The sequence below is a fragment of the Sulfurimonas sp. HSL-3221 genome (assembly GCF_021044585.1).
Taxonomy (GTDB): domain Bacteria; phylum Campylobacterota; class Campylobacteria; order Campylobacterales; family Sulfurimonadaceae; genus Thiomicrolovo; species Thiomicrolovo sulfuroxydans.
In genome coordinates this window covers 601,495-618,074 of sequence record NZ_CP087998.1, presented here as the reverse complement: position 1 = coordinate 618,074, position 16,580 = coordinate 601,495, and the positions used below count along the sequence as shown (strand labels likewise).

The 16,580-nt window shown below is 55.4% G+C and carries 19 protein-coding genes; 5 read left to right on the top strand and 14 right to left on the bottom strand.

What is annotated here, in order from left to right; all coding sequences use genetic code 11:
- Positions 1-109: 109 nt before the first annotated feature.
- The 3 genes from LOH54_RS03115 to LOH54_RS03105 form a co-directional block, all read right to left on the bottom strand.
- Complete coding sequence (locus LOH54_RS03115) at positions 110-583, bottom strand: type II secretion system protein (RefSeq protein ID WP_231020336.1); 474 nt, start codon at positions 581-583, stop codon at positions 110-112.
- Positions 584-672: 89 nt separating this feature from the next.
- Positions 673-897 (bottom strand): hypothetical protein, encoded by a 225-nt coding sequence (locus LOH54_RS03110; protein ID WP_231020335.1) that lies wholly within the window; start codon positions 895-897, stop codon positions 673-675.
- 21 nt (positions 898-918) lie between these two features.
- A complete protein-coding gene (locus LOH54_RS03105) occupies positions 919-1,152 on the bottom strand; it encodes a hypothetical protein (protein ID WP_231020334.1) in 234 nt (77 codons plus the stop codon).
- 99 nt (positions 1,153-1,251) lie between these two features.
- Here LOH54_RS03105 and uvrB point away from each other — a divergent pair, with 99 nt between their 5' ends.
- A complete protein-coding gene (uvrB, locus tag LOH54_RS03100; protein WP_231020333.1) occupies positions 1,252-3,225 on the top strand; it encodes an excinuclease ABC subunit UvrB in 1,974 nt (657 codons plus the stop codon).
- On the opposite strand, the gene LOH54_RS03095 is transcribed toward uvrB, so the two are convergent.
- Both LOH54_RS03095 and pckA read right to left on the bottom strand, forming a co-directional pair.
- Entirely contained in the window at positions 3,222-3,785 is a 564-nt protein-coding gene (locus LOH54_RS03095; protein ID WP_231020332.1) for a DedA family protein, read from the bottom strand. The two genes, uvrB and LOH54_RS03095, sit on opposite strands and share 4 nt — an antisense overlap.
- A gap of 80 nt (positions 3,786-3,865) precedes the next feature.
- On the bottom strand, positions 3,866-5,458 hold the full coding sequence (gene pckA / locus LOH54_RS03090) for a phosphoenolpyruvate carboxykinase (ATP) (protein WP_231020331.1): 1,593 nt from the start codon (positions 5,456-5,458) through the stop codon (positions 3,866-3,868).
- A gap of 316 nt (positions 5,459-5,774) precedes the next feature.
- On the opposite strand from pckA, the gene LOH54_RS03085 reads away from it, so the two are divergent.
- A complete protein-coding gene (locus LOH54_RS03085) occupies positions 5,775-6,065 on the top strand; it encodes a c-type cytochrome (RefSeq protein ID WP_231020330.1) in 291 nt (96 codons plus the stop codon).
- Here LOH54_RS03085 and LOH54_RS03080 read toward each other — a convergent pair.
- Together LOH54_RS03080 and LOH54_RS03075 are read right to left on the bottom strand one after the other, a co-directional pair.
- Positions 6,049-7,239, bottom strand: a complete 1,191-nt coding sequence (locus LOH54_RS03080; RefSeq protein ID WP_231020329.1) for a sensor histidine kinase — start codon at positions 7,237-7,239, stop codon at positions 6,049-6,051. The genes LOH54_RS03085 and LOH54_RS03080 overlap by 17 nt on opposite strands.
- The gene (locus LOH54_RS03075; protein ID WP_231020328.1) at positions 7,187-7,855 is read right to left on the bottom strand and encodes a response regulator transcription factor; all 669 of its coding nucleotides are present in this window, start codon (positions 7,853-7,855) and stop codon (positions 7,187-7,189) included. The genes LOH54_RS03080 and LOH54_RS03075 overlap by 53 nt, the downstream gene beginning before the upstream one ends.
- A 38-nt stretch (positions 7,856-7,893) precedes the next feature.
- Between LOH54_RS03075 and LOH54_RS03070 the strand changes: the two genes are divergently transcribed.
- Together LOH54_RS03070 and LOH54_RS03065 are read left to right on the top strand one after the other, a co-directional pair.
- Positions 7,894-8,490 (top strand): hypothetical protein, encoded by a 597-nt coding sequence (locus LOH54_RS03070; RefSeq protein WP_231020327.1) that lies wholly within the window; start codon positions 7,894-7,896, stop codon positions 8,488-8,490.
- Between the two features lie 101 nt (positions 8,491-8,591).
- A complete protein-coding gene (locus tag LOH54_RS03065; protein WP_231020326.1) occupies positions 8,592-8,810 on the top strand; it encodes a hypothetical protein in 219 nt (72 codons plus the stop codon).
- Here LOH54_RS03065 and LOH54_RS03060 read toward each other — a convergent pair.
- Both LOH54_RS03060 and LOH54_RS03055 read right to left on the bottom strand, forming a co-directional pair.
- Positions 8,807-10,192 carry a Na+/H+ antiporter NhaC family protein gene (locus LOH54_RS03060; RefSeq protein WP_231020325.1) on the bottom strand — a complete coding sequence of 462 codons (1,386 nt, stop codon included), beginning with the start codon at positions 10,190-10,192 and terminating at the stop codon, positions 8,807-8,809. The two genes, LOH54_RS03065 and LOH54_RS03060, sit on opposite strands and share 4 nt — an antisense overlap.
- Complete coding sequence (locus tag LOH54_RS03055; RefSeq protein ID WP_231020324.1) at positions 10,189-10,755, bottom strand: N-acetyltransferase; 567 nt, start codon at positions 10,753-10,755, stop codon at positions 10,189-10,191. Before LOH54_RS03055 ends, LOH54_RS03060 begins: the two co-directional genes overlap by 4 nt.
- Positions 10,756-10,928: 173 nt before the next feature.
- On the opposite strand from LOH54_RS03055, the gene LOH54_RS03050 reads away from it, so the two are divergent.
- Positions 10,929-11,588 carry a L,D-transpeptidase family protein gene (locus LOH54_RS03050; RefSeq protein ID WP_231020323.1) on the top strand — a complete coding sequence of 220 codons (660 nt, stop codon included), beginning with the start codon at positions 10,929-10,931 and terminating at the stop codon, positions 11,586-11,588.
- A gap of 61 nt (positions 11,589-11,649) precedes the next feature.
- Here LOH54_RS03050 and LOH54_RS03045 read toward each other — a convergent pair whose 3' ends face one another.
- From LOH54_RS03045 to LOH54_RS03025, 5 genes are all read right to left on the bottom strand, one after another.
- Complete coding sequence (locus LOH54_RS03045) at positions 11,650-13,854, bottom strand: AAA family ATPase (protein WP_231020322.1); 2,205 nt, start codon at positions 13,852-13,854, stop codon at positions 11,650-11,652.
- Positions 13,855-13,864: 10 nt separating this feature from the next.
- Positions 13,865-14,785, bottom strand: coding sequence for a glycine--tRNA ligase subunit alpha (glyQ, locus tag LOH54_RS03040; protein WP_231020321.1), 921 nt, complete (start codon positions 14,783-14,785; stop codon positions 13,865-13,867).
- A gap of 66 nt (positions 14,786-14,851) precedes the next feature.
- The gene (locus LOH54_RS03035) at positions 14,852-15,277 is read right to left on the bottom strand and encodes an NUDIX domain-containing protein (protein ID WP_231020320.1); all 426 of its coding nucleotides are present in this window, start codon (positions 15,275-15,277) and stop codon (positions 14,852-14,854) included.
- 41 nt (positions 15,278-15,318) lie between these two features.
- On the bottom strand, positions 15,319-15,849 hold the full coding sequence (locus tag LOH54_RS03030) for a hypothetical protein (protein ID WP_231020319.1): 531 nt from the start codon (positions 15,847-15,849) through the stop codon (positions 15,319-15,321).
- Positions 15,850-15,989: 140 nt separating this feature from the next.
- Positions 15,990-16,520, bottom strand: coding sequence for a hypothetical protein (locus LOH54_RS03025; protein ID WP_231020318.1), 531 nt, complete (start codon positions 16,518-16,520; stop codon positions 15,990-15,992).
- Between the last annotated feature and the right edge of the window lie 60 nt (positions 16,521-16,580).

Here is a 16,580-nt window from a genome sequence, read left to right as displayed (position 1 = left end):
TCTTAAAACAAAAAAGTGCGATAATAAACAGCAGTAGTATACATGTGTATAGCGAAGGTTGAAAAGGGGATTACTCCCGAGCTTAAGCCCGGGGGGTTGTTAAGAAAAATTAGCGAGTAACGGTTGATCCACCCATATTGATCGGTGTTGCTTTATACGCAATGATCGCCGGGTCAGCAGCGACACCATCACAAACAGTAGTACCTGTATTTGTGCCAACTGTAATTGTGGATCCGTTCGCATCAACTTGGAGCGTTACACATCCAGTACCAGCGTCAGAGTCGCACAAATAGGCAGTCGTACCTGCAAGCTTATCAGCTGCAGCATAAGCAGTACCACACGCCCCTTTATTAGCAGGAACACTGGAAACATCTGAATAGAGAGCAAGTTTAAAGTCTGCCTCACCCAGTGCAGTACGCTTTGCAGTAATATCACCGATCAGTGTACGCGCATTTCCGATGATGGCAGAAATTTTCGCATCATCACGTGTTGCAGCAAGTTTCGGGATGGCGACAGCCGCCAAAATACCAAGAATAACGATAACGAAGATCAATTCGATCATTGTAAAACCAGCTCTTTTCATAAGAGACTCCTTAACATAAGTTTTGGCCACACTCGTAACCTGATGTTATTATGTAATCTTCTTACTTATAGAAAGATTAATGGAAATACTCAATTTTTAGCATCTATCGTGTTCAGCATCTCTTCAAGCCTGCCTGCCTGCTCAAAAAGCTCATAGTTTTTCCGGACGTACGCCTGCAAAAGCACTTTCAGATCATTATTTGCATCAAGTTTGAAATCTTTATCGAGTTGTTCAAGTAAGAAATCCGCAAAGGCGTCGTCGAGATCGATGTCGAAACGGCTGCGGTTGACGGTGAGGGAGACTTTTTTGCTCATGCGCTTGCCGGATCCTCCGGCTTACCCGAGAATACTCTCGATCTTGTTGACGATCTCTTCGATCTCGCGCTCTTTGGCTGCGTTGTCCGCTTCAAGGCGTTCAATCTGGCCGCGGTAGGCGTCGTTTTGCGTCTGCTGGTTCATCAGGTCGTTTTTCAGGACCTCATTTTCCTCTTTCAGTGCCTGCAGCTGTGCCATCACCTGTGAAATTTTTCCGCCGAGTCTGTCAACGACGCTTTGTCCTTGCTGTTCCATAATTTCTCTGTCCTGTTTCTCTCGTTTGTGCGGCGGGAACGCTCCCTGCCGCGCTTGGCTATAATTCTATCACAAAGAGATAAGAGTAAAGGATGATGCGTGGGCAGATTTGAAGTCGTCACCGAGTATGCACCGGCAGGAGACCAGCCCGGAGCGATTGACACCCTCTCCAAGAGCGTCCTCCAAGGGCACCGTTACCAGACCCTTGAAGGTGTCACCGGAAGCGGGAAGACCTATACGATGGCGAAGGTTATCGAAAAGACCCAGCTGCCGACGATCATCATGACCCACAACAAGACCCTTGCCGCCCAGCTCTACAGCGAATTCAAGGCCTTCTTCCCCAACAACCACGTCGAATACTTCATCAGCTACTACGACTACTACCAGCCAGAGGCCTACATCCCGCGCCAGGACCTTTTTATCGAAAAGGACAGCTCCATCAACGACGAACTTGAACGTCTCCGCCTCTCGGCGACGGCCAATCTGCTCAGCTACGACGACGTCATCGTCATTGCCTCTGTCTCCGCCAACTACGGTCTGGGGGACCCGGAGGAGTACGCCAAAATGGTGCAGATCCTCGAGGTCGGACAGGAGATTGAGCAGAAGGAGCTGCTCTTGCGCCTCGTGGAGATGGGCTATAGCCGCAACGACACCTACTTCGACAGCGGGCACCTGCGCGTCAGCGGCGACGTGCTCGACATCTACCCGCCCTACCTTGAGGACGAGGCGATCCGGGTGGAGTTCTTCGGCGACGAGATCGAGGCCATCTACACCTTCGAAGTGATCGCCAACAAAAAGCTTGAGGAGAAGGAGAAGGTCACCGTCTACGCCACAAGCCAGTTTACCGTCGGGCAGGAGAAACTCTCCCGGGCCGTGAAGACGATTGAGGATGAACTCGGTGAGCGGCTGGACAACCTGCTGGCCAACGAGAAGATCGTCGAGGCGCAGCGCCTCAAACAGCGCACCGAGTTCGACCTCGAGATGCTGGAGACCGTCGGCATGTGCAAAGGGATCGAGAACTACTCCCGCCACCTCACCGCTAAAAAGCCGGGCGAAGCCCCCTACACCCTGCTGGACTACTTCGCCATCAACCATGACAAGTATATGATCATCGTCGACGAGTCGCACGTCTCCCTGCCCCAGTTCCGCGGGATGTACGCCGGCGACCGCAGCCGCAAAGAGGTACTCGTCGAATACGGTTTCCGTCTTCCCAGCGCCCTGGACAACCGCCCGCTCAAATACGAGGAGTTTATCGACAAGGCGCCCCACTACCTCTTCGTCTCCGCCACCCCCGCCGACGTAGAACTGGAGCTCAGCGCCGTCAAAGCCGAGCAGATCATCCGCCCGACGGGCCTGCTCGATCCGCAGATCATCATCAAGGACTCCGACAACCAGGTCGAAGACCTCCACGACGAGATCAAGAAGACCGTCGAAAAAGGGGACCGCATTCTCGTGACGGTGCTGACCAAGAAGATGGCCGAGTCACTCACCACCTACCTGGCCGACCTCGGCATCCAGGTGCAGTACATGCACTCCGATATCGATGCCATCGAACGCAACCAGATCATCCGCAGCCTGCGTCTAGGGGAGTTCGACGTCCTCATCGGGATCAACCTGCTGCGCGAGGGCCTGGACCTTCCGGAAGTCAGCCTCGTCGCCATCCTCGACGCCGACAAGGAGGGATTCCTGCGCTCAGAGACCTCCCTGATCCAGACCATCGGCCGTGCTGCGCGGAATGCGGAAGGGCGCGTCGTCCTCTACGCCAAGAAGATGACGCGTTCCATGAAAGCCGCCATCGACACGACGACCCACCGCCGCGAAAAACAGATGGCCCACAACGAGGCCCACGGCATCACACCGACGACCGTCAAACGCAAGCTCGACGAAAACCTCAAGCTCGAAGAGACGGGCGAACTCTACAACAAGCGCAAGAAAATGGAGAAGATGCCGGCCGCCGAACGTAAAAAGATCCTGGCCGAACTGAATCAGAAGATGAAAGAAGCGGCCAAGAAACTGGAGTTCGAAGAGGCGGCCCGCCTACGCGACGAAATCACCAAGATCCGGCAGCTCTAGGCGCGCTTTTTCGTGGCCCGACTGAGATAGAACCAAATAAGCCCACCCAACACAACGATGATGAGCGGTGCGATATAGGGACGTTCGACGATTGCCTCGTAAACTCCCATGATCGGTTTGCCTGCCAGGTAGCTCCCCAGCCCCACAACCAGCGTCCAGAGCAACGCCGCGAAAAAGTTGAGAACGGAGAAGCGGGTAAAGTCATACTTCGTGATGCCGATGGCCAGCGGAATCAGCGTTTTGATGCCATAAACGAACTTCTGCATAAAGATGATCCAGCTGCCGTGCTTTTTCATCAGCATATGCGACAGTGCAAGTTTGCGGCGGTGTTTGTGAAAATAGTTCAACACCTCTTTCTTGTGGTAGCGCGCCATGTAAAACAGCAGGGAATCGCCCAGAAAGTTCGAAATCATCGCCACCGCCATGGCCGTTGCAAGATCCATCTTGCCCATGTAAGAGAGGACCCCCGCCGCCATCAGGCCTACAAAGCCGCCGCCGAGCGAGTAGAGAAAAAGGGCAATATAACCGTACGTCGTCAGGTTGGAGAACATATCTTCCATATAGTATCCGAAAAAGAAATTTGGGGGATTATACTCTAAAGAGGAGAAGGAAAGGTCAACGGGGAGACCCCGCCCACATGTCAGGACTCGATCTTCGGTCCCGCTTCGTGGTAGTCGAATTCATGACCGCTTCCCTCTTCATACTTGTGGAAGTTGTCGATGAACATCGCTGCCAGGCGATCGCGAGCGGCATCGAATTCCGCTTTGTTTTCCCAGGCGTTGCGCGGGTTCAGGACCTTCGGATCGATATCGCCGAGGGCTTTCGGTACCTGGAGACGGAAGGTGCGTGTCGTATCGAACTCGCAGTCATTAATGGAACCGTCAAGAATCGCGTTGATGCAGGCGCGGGTATCCTTGATGCTCATGCGGCTTCCGATGCCGTACGGGCCACCCGTCCAGCCGGTATTGACCAGGTAGACATTGACCCCGTGCTTGTCGATCTTCTCGCCGAGGAGCTTCGCATAGACCGTCGGGTGCAGCGGCAGGAATGCTTCGCCGAAACAGGCCGAGAAGGTCGCGACCGGCTCGGTAATGCCGCGTTCTGTACCTGCGACCTTTGCCGTGTAACCACTGAGGAAGTAGTACATCGCCTGCTCTTTGGTGAGCTTGGAGACCGGGGGCAGAACTCCGAAGGCATCCGCCGTCAGGAAGATGATGTTTTTAGGATGCCCTGCCATCAGGTTCTGCTGGCGGTTCTCGATGTGCTCGATCGGGTAGGAAACGCGGGTATTTTCCGTTTTGCTGCCGTCGCCGTAGTCGACTACACCCTCTTCGTCAAAGACGACGTTTTCCAGCAGGGCACCGCGGCGGATCGCCGCGTAGATCTCCGGTTCGTTCTTCGGATCGATATCGATAACTTTGGCATAACAGCCGCCCTCGAAGTTGAAGACACCTTCATCATCCCAGCCATGCTCATCGTCACCGATCAGCGCGCGGTTCGGGTCGGTGGAAAGCGTCGTCTTGCCCGTACCGGAGAGGCCGAAGAAGAGTGCCGTATCGCCATCCTTCCCGACGTTGGCGGAACAGTGCATGGCCATCTTGCCTTCAAGCGGCAGCCAGTAGTTCATCATGGAGAAGATCCCTTTTTTCATCTCCCCGCCGTAGAAGGTACCGCCGACGATGGCAATGTTTTCTTCAACGTTGAACAGGACGAATACCTCGGAATTGAGCCCATGTTCTTCCCACTTTTCGTTGACGGCTTTACAGGCATTGAGCAGTGTGAAGTCCGGTGTAAAGCCTTCAAGCTCCTCCGCCTGCGGAACGATGAACATGTTGCGGACGAAGTGGGACTGCCATGCAATTTCGGAGACGAAACGGATGTTGCGGCGGCTGGAGGCGCTGGCACCGCTGAAGAGATCGTTAACATAGAGCTTTTTGCCGGAGAGCTCATTGATGGCGACGGCATAGACCTCATCAAACACCGCTTTGGAAACCGGCTGATTGACGTCGCCCCAGGCGATGTACTTGTTGGAAGGCTCTTCAAAGACAAAGAACTTGTCCTTGGGGCTGCGGCCGGTGAAGATACCGGTATCGACCGTGGTCGCACCGCTGCTGGTCATATGGCACTCGCCGTTCTTCAGCTCATGGTCGATCAGATCATCCATGGAAAGGTTATAAAAAATCTCTTGAGTATTCTTAATGCCTAATGCTTCCAGTGCTTCCGCATTTATCATCTTGTCTGCCTTCTCTCTTTTGCTGTTCTTATATGGTATTGAGCCTGCCGTTTGCTTTCGCTTAAGACACTGTGTGCGGGCCGCATACAAAAACGAAGTGTGGAATTATACGTCGTTGAAGGCATAACCATCCTGAAAGAGCAAAGTTAAGCTTATCCATACCGTTTCCAACAGCCCTATTCTCCCTTATTATAAAGGCGTTGAACCTATAGACAATTTGTCGTCTGTCGGCATATTCTTGCTCCCTCCGGAAGCTTCACAATCCCTCCACAATGGTTTCCTATACTGCCTATATCAAAACATTAGGAGATACACAATGAAAAAGTCACTGTTACTCATCACCATCCTCGGTGTCGCGCTCAGCGCGGCGGACGGACAGGCCCTCTTTAATAAATGTGCCGCCTGTCACGGTGCCAACGGCGAAAAGCATGCCCTGGGTAAAAGCAAAGTCATCAACACGATGACACCCGCCGAGATCGAAACCGCCCTCAGCGGCTACAAAGACGGAACTTACGGCGGATCGATGAAAGCGCTGATGAAGGGGCAGGCCGCTTCCCTGGACGAGACACAGATCAAAACGATCGCCGAATTCATCGGGGCCAAGTAAGCACGAACTGCGTCGCTTTCCCCTCCGTTTCCACCGCGATGCGGATACGGTAGCGCGCTGCGATCTGTGCTACGAGGTGCAGGCCGATACCAAAACCGCCCCGGCTCTCATCGGCCCGGGCGAAACGCTCAAAAATGTGAGAGAGTTTCGCTTCGGGGATCGGCACCCCGGTATTGGCGATCCGCAGAACATTCTTCCCGATCTCTACCGATACTTTCGTCTCCCTGTCACTGTATTTGACGGCATTGGACAGAAGATTGTCAATCAAACGCGCCGCCAGAGTCCGGTCCATGACAACACCCATCGGCGCATCCACGCTCATATCAAGCTTCAGCCCCTTCGCATCAAAACGGGTCTGGAAATACTCCAGGCGTTCATGCACAAAAGACTCCATGTCAATCGGAACGTCTTCAATACGGACATCCCGGCGCAGCAGCAGAAAGGTCAGATCATCGTAAATCGACCCGATCGTCCGCGCGGCCGTTTCAATGCGGGCAACCTTTTTACGCTGTTTTTCATCCAGTGCCGCCGTCTCAAGACGCTCGACGTTCGTCAAAATTGCCGTCACCGGCGTATTGAGCTCATGGGTCGTGTCTTTGATAAAACTGTCGAGCAGCGCTACCGCCTCCTTCATCGGACGGAGGAAAAGGCGTGACAGTCCCACCCCGGTCAACAGCAGCAGCACAAACAAAATCGCACCGTACATGGCCGCACTGCGCCAATAGAGCTGACGCCACAGCCCGTCGTCCTCTGTCATCATCACCGTTTTGCCGTCTTTGAGTCCGTAGGAGCCCATCGGTATGATCAGGTAGATCATGCCGCTGCTTTCGTGAATACCGGGTGCGAAATCCGGCGGCGGCATCGGCAGATCGCCTCCGACCCGTTTGCCCCCGAGATAAAAGGCTGTATCGTAGGCGGGGTCTTCCGGAAAATCCGACTGTTCCCCTTGCATCCATTTGATCAGGTTCGGCAGGTAGCTCTCCCCTTCGAGCTGCATCGCCAATCGGTGTGATGAGAGCATTTCCGCTTTTGAGGTCTGAAAGTAAAGCAACCCCAGCAGTGCCAGGATGGCAAGTCCCATCAGGGTATAGAGCAGAACGAAAGCGCGGAACGTCCGGTTCTCAGCGAAACTGATAGCCCGTACGTTTGTGACTGATGATACGGTCTTTGCCAACAGCACTCCTGAGGGTTTTGATGTAGGTGCGAAGCGCCTCCTCGCTGGGGCTCTCATCAAAGCCCCAAAGGTGCGCGTTGATCACTTCGTGGGTCACGACATCGCCGCGGCGCTGCAGCAGCAGTTCCAGGAGTCTTCGAGGTTTTTCGGCCAGTTTGACCGGTTCCCCGTTGTCGTAGAGCAGTGCGTTTTGCAGGTCAAAGGCCAACCCTTTTCCCAGATCCATCTTCTCGCTGACGGGGTGGGAGAAGCGGCGGCGGAGCATGCTCTGCACCCGCAGCAGAAGCTCTTTGAGTGAAAAGGGTTTGCGCACATAATCGTCCGCCCCGCTCTCGAACCCCCGTTCCGCATCGGCGGCACTGTCGCGCGTCGTCAGGAAAAGCGCCGGGGTCTCAACGCCGCGCTCCCGGGCCTCCCTCAGTACCTCGAAACCGTTCTTCCCCGGGACGTTGACATCCAGGATCAAAAGATCGAAGGTGCGCTCATAAAGCTGATCTTCCGCGCTCTCGCCGTCGAAACAGCCAACCACGTCAAACCCCTCCTCTTCAAGGTATTCACTCAGGGTTTCATGCAGGGCCGTATCGTCTTCGAGCAGCAGTATCGTCGCATTCTTCATACGGTTGATTGTATCAGGATATGGTAAAATTGTCGACAATGCAACGAACACTCATCCGGTTACTCCCGCTTCTTATTATCCTGCTTGTTACGGGCTGTGCCAAAAAACCGGTGCCGGAGTCCGTGCCCGATCCCATGACGGAAGCGTACCTTCTGGAGCACATGCAGGTCTCCTATCCGGAAAGCAACCTTGTCAGCATCGTTCCGCCAAGCCGACTCTCCTCCCCCCGCTTTGTGGGAGAGCGTGCGGCCATCAGCACGACGTTTACCGTCCAACTCACCCTGGACGACTCGGGCGAAGTGACCGATATCATCCCCACGCGCTATCTGCTTCTCTTCAGTCTCAGGGCAAAGGCCTGGGGCGGGTTCAAAAAAGCCATCGATACCGCCGGGAAACAGCATGATGTCTTCCCTTATACCTCCCAAATCCGTGACGGGCTCTATTACGACAACTTTTACATCAGCGTACCGCGCTCCTGGCTTGAATCTGCGGCCCAAACGGAGACGACCCTGCTCTTCCTGGGGCCCAAAGGCGAGCTCACCGTTTCCATCCCGCCCGTCTACCCAAAAGCCCTGCTGCACTATATCGACAGCGGTGCATACCGTAAAGTAGCTGCTTTTCCCGACAACGAATAGATCCTATTTTCTCCATTGTTTCCGGCTGTGTTCTTCCCCGTTTTTTTGCATTTTGAAAACAAATCCGCTACAATGAACAAAACCGAACAGGAATGCGGAAAATGACCCTGGTACGCAAAAACAACCGGTCCCTCTCCTACTACAAGATCGTCCTCTACCCGACGCTGTTCAACGATTACCTTGTTATCCACCACTGCGGGCTTCACTGTTCAAAATCATCCAAAAAGCATTACTTCAGCAGCAAAAAAGAGGCATTGCTCGGTTCGCTCAACATTATCTCCGCCAAAAAAGCGGAAGGCTTCGAGCTCCTCTCCTCCTAAAACCCTTCGATACCGTATCCAGCCGCCAGGAACATAACAAGCGCTGCACCTCCGGCCAGCAGTGCATAAGGCAACTGGGTCCGTACATGGTCGATATGATCACACCCTGCCGCGAGGGATGAGATGATCGTTGTATCGGAAATGGGGGAACAGTGGTCGCCGAACACTCCGCCGGAGATCACGGCACCGATCAGTAGGGGCATATAGCTCTCCCCCGCGGCCCCCATTGCCACGGCAATGGGCAGCATCACACTGAACGTTCCCCAGCTCGTCCCCGTCGCAAACGCCATAATCGACGCCAATACAAAGACGGCTGCCGGCAGCCATACATGGGCCATCCCCGCCTGCAGAAAGCCCGCCAGATAGCTCCCGGTCCCGACGAGATCGATCACTTTCCCGATGGCAAAAGCAAAGAGTAGAATGGTCGCGATCGGTATCAGTGCGCGTGCACCGTCCAGAGCGGCGTCCCAGTACGTTTTCCACGACATGACACCCTTCAGACGGTACTGCAGCGCGATCCCGCCCAACGTCAGCAGCATCGTATAAAAAACGGCACTGCTTCCGCTCCCTTTGAGCAGATCCCCACCCCCCGAGATCCATAAAAAGAGAAACACCCCCGCGACCATCAGCAGCAGCGGTATGATCATCAAAGAGGCATCCCCGTGACTCACTTCCTGCTCATAGGCTCCATGCGGTGCACTAGTGTGCCGCATGGGCCCGATATCCCAGTCAAACCAGATAACGGAGAAGGTCACTGCGAGCGCGATCATGGCGTAGAAGTTGAATACCACCGAATGCACGAGAATATTAACCGCCTCGCCGTGAAGGTACCCGGCGGCAATCTGCGTAGTAATCAGTCCCAACAGCAGCGCCCCCCAGCCGTTAATGACGAGCAGGGAACAGACCGGGGCCGCCGTAGAATCGCAGACATAGGCCAGTTTTTCGCGGCTAAAGCCGAAACGCCCGGCCAGCGGTCTGCCAATGGCACCGGCAATCAACGAAGTTATGGAAGATTCAATAAAAATGACGATCCCCGTCGCGAACACCAACAGCAAGGCGCCGCGCCGGGAACGGAGCATCTTGTAACGCTCCTGCAGCAGATGAACGAAGCCGTCAATCCCGCCCGATCGCCGTACAAGCTCCATGACCGATCCCACCAAAACGGCGAATGCGAGGGTCTTTAAGATCCACGGCGTCGTAAAGAGCCCGGCAAAAAGCGCTACTATCTCTGTGACGGCTGCTGCCGGGTCGAAATGGGTATAGACCAGAATACCTGCCAGGGTGCCGACCGCCAGGGAGAGCAGCACCTGCCTTGTCAGCAGAGCCAGCACGATTGCCGCAACAGGCGGCAGCAGTGAAAAAACGTCAGGCGTGTAGGTCACAGGGCCATCTGCAGTCGTTTGATGCCGGCCCGCCCGAACTGATCGTCGTAAAGCTCGCTTCGCTTCTCGTCCATCACTTCGAAGCCGAGCTTTTCATAAAGGATCTGCGCGTCCGAAGAGCCTATTTCCACCATCGTCTGTGCCTTCCGATACCCTTTCAATCGCGCGGAGAGCAGGCTCTTTTTGATCAACTCCGCAAAAACGGTAAGGGGGTTGTACCCCTCATTCACCGTCATAAAATCCACGACCCAGGTCTGACGGTCGATCTCCGGTTTGACCAGCAGAAAAGTAGCAATCCGTTCCTGGTAGCCTTCATCGACGCCCAATTCGGCCAATGCTTTTGTAAAGACGTCATGGGTCGCTACCCGGGGTTCATATCCGCAGATCGTTCCGGCAACGGCACCGCCCGACACCGCAAGAAGAAAATTGCTGTAATGGCAGTAGCTTTTGGTCGCGGACAGCGCCAACGCACGCAGACGCTCTTTCAAAACCCCATTGTCCGACGTCTCGAAAATCAGGTCGAAAATACCGATCTTCTTCCCGGCTCTCGAGCTTGTAAGCATAGCGTCTGCCACGATATCAGCGTCATTTTCCGTCGCTTTTCTGACACTCAAATTCATCTGCGTCCCTGCCGTCTATGTTATGATGTAATCACCATTTTATCGTTATGAGGTAAGTGTACCACGAGATGTTACGTTTTGCAAATATGATTTATCTGTTTTCTTATGTGATAAGTGTGACAGTCTACGCGCACGACCAGCTTCTGCTCGTCGTGTCGGAAGACATGAACCGTTCCACTGCGCTCCTGCAGCGTTACGCCGCTGTTTCCGGCGGATGGGAACCGGTCGGCGAAAGCATCACCGTCAACCTCGGTCGAAACGGACTCGGCTGGGGCATCGGGTCCATAGCGCTGCCCCATGCCCCCTCCGACCCGGTCAAACATGAAGGGGACGGTCGGTCACCCGCCGGCATCTTTGCCCTGGGTCCGGTCTTCGGCTATGCGGACAAAACCGCAACAGCTATGCCCTACCTCCAGGCCACGCCGGACCTCATTTGCGTCGACGACAGCCGTGCAGAAGCCTATAACAGTATTGTCCGCGTTCGGCCGGAACACGCCTTCGGAAGTTTCGAGTGGATGCGACGGGAAGACGGGCTTTACCGGCAGGGGGTTGTCGTCGAGCACAATAGGGGAGGCGAGGCCGGGCGCGGCTCCTGCATTTTTTTGCATATCGAAAGAGGCGCCGGTGCCGGAACCGCCGGATGCACGTCGATGCCGGCGACTTCGCTCGCAAAGATCATCCGCTGGCTCGATCCGGCGAAGAGCCCCGTTCTCGTGCAGATCCCCCGCAAAAGTCTGCCCGACGCCCGGCACTATTTCAAAGGCATCGGCGAATAGTCCCCACCCGCACATTCTGCCGTTTCGGTCAGCCTATTGCATTGGCTGAACCCCGAATCTTCTAATGTACGTCTGCCAGATACTGCAGCACCGTACGGCGCGATACGGTTTCCCCCCGAAGCAGAGCGCGAGTAAACCCATCCGTCTCACCGACGATCAAGCAGTGCTCTTTCGCACGGGTGATCGCCGTATAGAGCAGTTTCCGGTCCAGCATCGCGTAGTGGCTGAAGGTCAACGGCATCGCAACGGTGCCGTACTCCATCCCCTGGACTTTGTGCACGGTCAGGGCGTAGGCAAGCATCAGATGGGAAGTGAGCTGCGTGTAGTCGTAGCAGACGACCATCTCTTCAAGGGGATAGACGACGTAGACCTGCTCCGCCTCCTCGTCGATCCGGAACAGCAGCCCCAGCATCCCGTTGAAAATGCGATGCTTCTCCGAAGGGGCTTCCGCTTTGTACCCCTCCTGGCTCCAGGCGGGCATGTTGTCGTTTTTCGTGTGAACGACCTTGTCCATCAGTGCAAACCGTCTGTCGCCCCGCTGGACCGTCTGGCGGGGAGAGGGGTTGAAGTATTCCTGCAGCACCCGGTTGAGATTTTCCGTGCCGAGGGTCCCGCCCTTCATCGGGCTGATCACCTGGAAGGCCGTAAGGTAGGCATAGAGCTCTTTTTGTTTCAGGTGTTCGCGGCATGCCGGGATCGCCTGCACCGCTGCTTCCGCCAATGCGGCCAACACCGCCCCGGCATGCGCCTCGCGGTCAGGGAACTCCCGCGAAGCGATCGGCAAGAACCGGAAGTCGTCGTAATCACCGAAAAGTGCGGGGATCTCGCTGTGCCGCACGGCATCGGCGATGGCCGGGATCGCCTGTGTCTCGCTTTGGCGGTAGATCTTCGTCAGCGTCACCACCGGCATCAGATTGAAACGGATGATGTCACCCAGCACGTCCCCAGCACCGATCGGAGGGAGCTGGGCGTCGTCACCGACAATGATGATCGTCGCGTCCCGGTGGCACTTGCTGAGCAGCCGGGCGAAGAGCGGCGCGTTGATCATAGAAGCTTCATCAATGAGAACGACCTTGTAGGGCATGGCGTCGCGGCCTTCGAAGCGCACCAAAAGGCTCTGGATCGTCGCACTCTCGTACCCGCTCACCTCCCCGATACGCTGCGAAGCAATGCCGCTGAGCGCACAGGTGATCATCTGTTCATGTCCATGCCGCTCTGCCAGTAGGTCCAGCAGCAGCTTTGCCGTCGTGCTCTTCCCCGTCCCGGCGTATCCCACCAGACAGAGCAGCCGCGTTCCTCCGTTAAGCGTCTCGAGCGCTTCGCGCTGCTCCGACCCCGGCGTAAAGGACGCCTCCGCCAAAAAGGCCTCGAGATCGCCTGTCAACGGTTCGTCGTGCCGTTTCAAACGGCGACGAAACTCCTCGTGAATGAAGCGTTCGGCCTCGTACAGCCGTACCGGGGCAAGCAGTTCTCCGCTCAGCGGACGTATCGACTCGTCCGCGATATGTTCTCCCAGCACGGCCTCATAACGCTGCGGGACCGCCCCCTCCTGCAGCAGGACATCCAGTTCTGCAAACAACTCCGCTTTACCCAGGCAGCTGTTGCCTTCGCGTTCGCAGCGCTGTGCGATCGCATACTCCATGGCGCAGGCGAGACGCCGTTCATCCGCTTCGGAGACCCCCATTTTCAGCGCCAGCTCATCGGCACGCCTAAACCCGATCCCCTCTACATTGGTCAGGATATAGGGATTCCTTCGGATCGCCGCAACAGGATCGTTGACCTCTTTCATCGCGCCGGCGATTGTCGTCAACATGGCGGGGGTTACATTATAGGGGGCCAGAAGGCTCCCCAATTCGCGCATGGAACGGAACTGCTTCCAGCGCCCCTGTATCCGTTCAAGACGCTTCTGTTTGATGCCCGCGAATTCCGTCAGTTTTTCGATGTCGTTGTCGAGAATTTCGATCACTCCCTCTTCACCGAAGCGCTCGATCAGCTCCGCCGTCACCTTCTTCGGGAATCCCTTTACGACACGGTTGAGAAAGAAAAAAAGCTCATGCTGATTGACGTTGAGGGTATGGAATTTAAAGGTGCGGCCGTATTTGGGGTGCTCAACATACTCACCCTCAAGGGTGACGGCCGCATTTTCGATGCTGCCGACGCTGCTTTCAAAGTAGTGGCCGCTGATCTTCTCGCCCGTCCCGAGTACGCCGACAAAGAAGCCCTCGTCCTCGTAGAAGATCTTCTCGATCTGGCCGATGAGTTTCATAGGAAAAAGATTACGCCTTTACGCGTGCGAGCCGCTCCGCTTCCTGGGCTTTGTAGAGCTCCGCGCACCCCTTGGCCAGTTCACGGATCTTGAGGATGTAGTTGGCACGTTCGGTCTGGGAGATCGCCTTACGCGCGTCAAGGGTGTTGAAGGTGTGGCTGGCCGCCATACAAAGGTCATAGGCCGGGAGGGGAAGTTCCGCATCGAGGGCACGCTTGCACTCCGCAGCCTTCGCATCGAAGTCGGCAAAGAGCATCGCCGTGTCCGCCACTTCAAAGTTGTATTTGGAGAACTCGATCTCCCCCTCTTTGTGGATATCGCGGTAGAGCGTCTTGCCGAATGCGTTTTGCCCCAGGGCACCTTCTCCGGCTCCGCCGTTCACCTTGTCGTTCCAGACAATGTCAAAGACCGTATCAACGCCCTGAAGATACATGGCCAAACGCTCCGTGCCGTAGGTGATCTCGACGGCAACCGGGTCGCAGGCGACACCTCCGACCTGCTGGAAGTAGGTGAACTGCGTCACCTCCATCCCGTTGAGCCACACTTCCCATCCAAGGCCCCAGGCCCCGAGTGTCGGTGATTCCCAGTTATCCTCGACGAAGCGGATATCGTGCTCTTTGAGATTCAGTCCGAGGTACTCCAGGCTTTTGAGGTAGAGTTCCTGGATATTGTCCGGGCTCGGCTTGATCAGGACCTGAAACTGGTAGTAGCTTCCCAGGCGGTTGGGGTTCTCGCCGTAGCGCCCGTCCGTCGGACGGCGGCTGGGGGCGACATAGGCTACCGACCACGGCGTCGAATCAAGCGAACGGAGGAAGGTTGCGGGGTGAAAGGTCCCCGCGCCGGCCGGGATATCGTAGGGCTGGACGATATTACAGCCTTGTTCCTTCCAAAATTGCTGCAGTTTGAGCAGCAGGTCACTAAATGTCAACATCGCAATCGCCTTGAAAAAAATTACGCAATTATAGCCACTCCTTTCTGAGGCATCGATGGCGACAGCTCAGTAGGTCACGCACTGCTTTCCTGAAAGGTAGTCTTCCACAATCCGCTGATGATCAAAGACCAGTGGCAAGGCCTGCGCTTCATCGCGTGAGACGACTCGAACTTCTTTCGCATCGTCAGCCGCCCGCGGCACTCCCGTTGCCCTGCAGACGAAAACGGCCGATACCGTATGAAAACGCGGATCGCGGGTAGGGTCCGAGTAGACACCCAGCAGCCGATCCACCTGTACATCCAGGCTTATCTCTTCGTTCATCTCGCGGCGCACGGCCTGTTCGACCGTTTCACCGATATCGACGAATCCGCCGGGAAGTGCCCAACCATAAGGTGGGTTTTTCCGCGATATCAGCACGATGCCGGAAAAATGCCCCTCACTGTCAAAGAGCTCGACGATGCCGTCGACACTTACATACGGCGTTTCGATCATCGGAAGAATCCCTGTGGCATATCATCGCAACGGAGCATCTATCAACTCTCCCCGAACTTATAGATGACGGCTAGAAAGAGTTGAGAAAAGTCACGGAGACATTGATCATCGCTGCCTTCGTCGACATCGCCGTACCGCCCGCCTGCCTGCAGCCACCACCCTCCAGAAAGAGCCACGTCAAGCCCGCCTTCCGCGCCGTAATAGAGATTGACGTTCGTCCTCCCGACGGAATTCGCGCCCCCGAAATCCGCACCGAAAAAGAGGTCGAACGTTTTGGACGGACGGTAGACGTACTGCAATGATCCCCCGATGCGGCCGGCGTAGTTGTAATCGTCAGTGTGCCAGATAGCTCCGTCGAGCAGAAATCGGACGTCACCCTCCTCGCCGCCCAATTTCCAACCGACATACCCTGTTGAAACGTTTTCGGACACCGTACCCGCCGAACCGGGAGCATTATAGTTCGTCTCGACATAACCAGCTTCTACACCGAAAATGGAGGAGAAGCTGTTCTCTTCGGCCATGATGTACGGACCGACAGCGAGCAAAAGCCCCAGGGCAATTTTTCGAATCATTCTATGTTCCTGAATCGTGATGGGAAGTACGGTCTCTATAGCCTATTACCGCCTCCCTGAGATAGGGAAGAAACCGTCGCATTATGAAAAAATGCTTTGTAGATGCAGTGCAGCGGAGCTACCGCTGCACTGACAGCGCATTAATAATCGCTGTCGAATTTGAAGATTGCAGAGACATATCCCTGAATGAAGTCTGTCACAACACTGTCTTTGTTCGAATTCGCCACGTCGCAAAAGCGTCCGCCCACTTCGATCCCGAAACTTTCGCTCAGGTTGAGGTTGAAACCGAGGTCCGCACCATAGTAGGGATCAACGTCCGTATCGCCAGCAGAGTTAATCACACCACCGTTGAGGCCCATGAAAATATTGAACACATCCCCGATCGGCAGAAGATACTGCAGTGCCCCGCCGACCTTGCCGGCTTTCTTGTACTGGTCATCCGCATACCAGAAACTGCTGTCGATAAATACGCGGTAGTGGCGGCTCTCCGCCCCCAGTTTCAGACCGCCCGACATCATACCCACTTGACTTGTTTCCGTACCCGCGGTCCCCGGCGTGTTGTACTTCGTATTAATATAACCGACTTCCACACCGAGAAGACCTTTTGCGTCCTCGGCATAGGCATTCATTCCCAGAACCAATAACGCCGGCAGCATGATTTTTTTAAGCATAGTACACCTTTTACTACAGTATAACACCTGCTGTGTTTCCCTGATTATACCCACTGCGAT

What these genes read in the sequence shown, in the direction of transcription:
- LOH54_RS03045 (WP_231020322.1), bottom strand. Translation starts at nt 13,854, where the DNA reads ATGAAACTCATCGGCCAGATCGAGAAGATCTTCTACGAGGACGAGGGC.
- LOH54_RS03085 (WP_231020330.1), top strand. Translation starts at nt 5,775, where the DNA reads ATGAAAAAGTCACTGTTACTCATCACCATCCTCGGTGTCGCGCTCAGC.
- pckA (WP_231020331.1), bottom strand. Translation starts at nt 5,458, where the DNA reads ATGATAAATGCGGAAGCACTGGAAGCATTAGGCATTAAGAATACTCAA.
- glyQ (WP_231020321.1), bottom strand. Translation starts at nt 14,785, where the DNA reads ATGTTGACATTTAGTGACCTGCTGCTCAAACTGCAGCAATTTTGGAAG.
- LOH54_RS03115 (WP_231020336.1), bottom strand. Translation starts at nt 583, where the DNA reads ATGAAAAGAGCTGGTTTTACAATGATCGAATTGATCTTCGTTATCGTT.
- LOH54_RS03075 (WP_231020328.1), bottom strand. Translation starts at nt 7,855, where the DNA reads ATGAAGAATGCGACGATACTGCTGCTCGAAGACGATACGGCCCTGCAT.
- LOH54_RS03065 (WP_231020326.1), top strand. Translation starts at nt 8,592, where the DNA reads ATGACCCTGGTACGCAAAAACAACCGGTCCCTCTCCTACTACAAGATC.
- LOH54_RS03035 (WP_231020320.1), bottom strand. Translation starts at nt 15,277, where the DNA reads ATGATCGAAACGCCGTATGTAAGTGTCGACGGCATCGTCGAGCTCTTT.
- LOH54_RS03095 (WP_231020332.1), bottom strand. Translation starts at nt 3,785, where the DNA reads ATGGAAGATATGTTCTCCAACCTGACGACGTACGGTTATATTGCCCTT.
- LOH54_RS03070 (WP_231020327.1), top strand. Translation starts at nt 7,894, where the DNA reads ATGCAACGAACACTCATCCGGTTACTCCCGCTTCTTATTATCCTGCTT.
- LOH54_RS03030 (WP_231020319.1), bottom strand. Translation starts at nt 15,849, where the DNA reads ATGATTCGAAAAATTGCCCTGGGGCTTTTGCTCGCTGTCGGTCCGTAC.
- LOH54_RS03110 (WP_231020335.1), bottom strand. Translation starts at nt 897, where the DNA reads ATGAGCAAAAAAGTCTCCCTCACCGTCAACCGCAGCCGTTTCGACATC.
- LOH54_RS03025 (WP_231020318.1), bottom strand. Translation starts at nt 16,520, where the DNA reads ATGCTTAAAAAAATCATGCTGCCGGCGTTATTGGTTCTGGGAATGAAT.
- LOH54_RS03105 (WP_231020334.1), bottom strand. Translation starts at nt 1,152, where the DNA reads ATGGAACAGCAAGGACAAAGCGTCGTTGACAGACTCGGCGGAAAAATT.
- LOH54_RS03055 (WP_231020324.1), bottom strand. Translation starts at nt 10,755, where the DNA reads ATGCTTACAAGCTCGAGAGCCGGGAAGAAGATCGGTATTTTCGACCTG.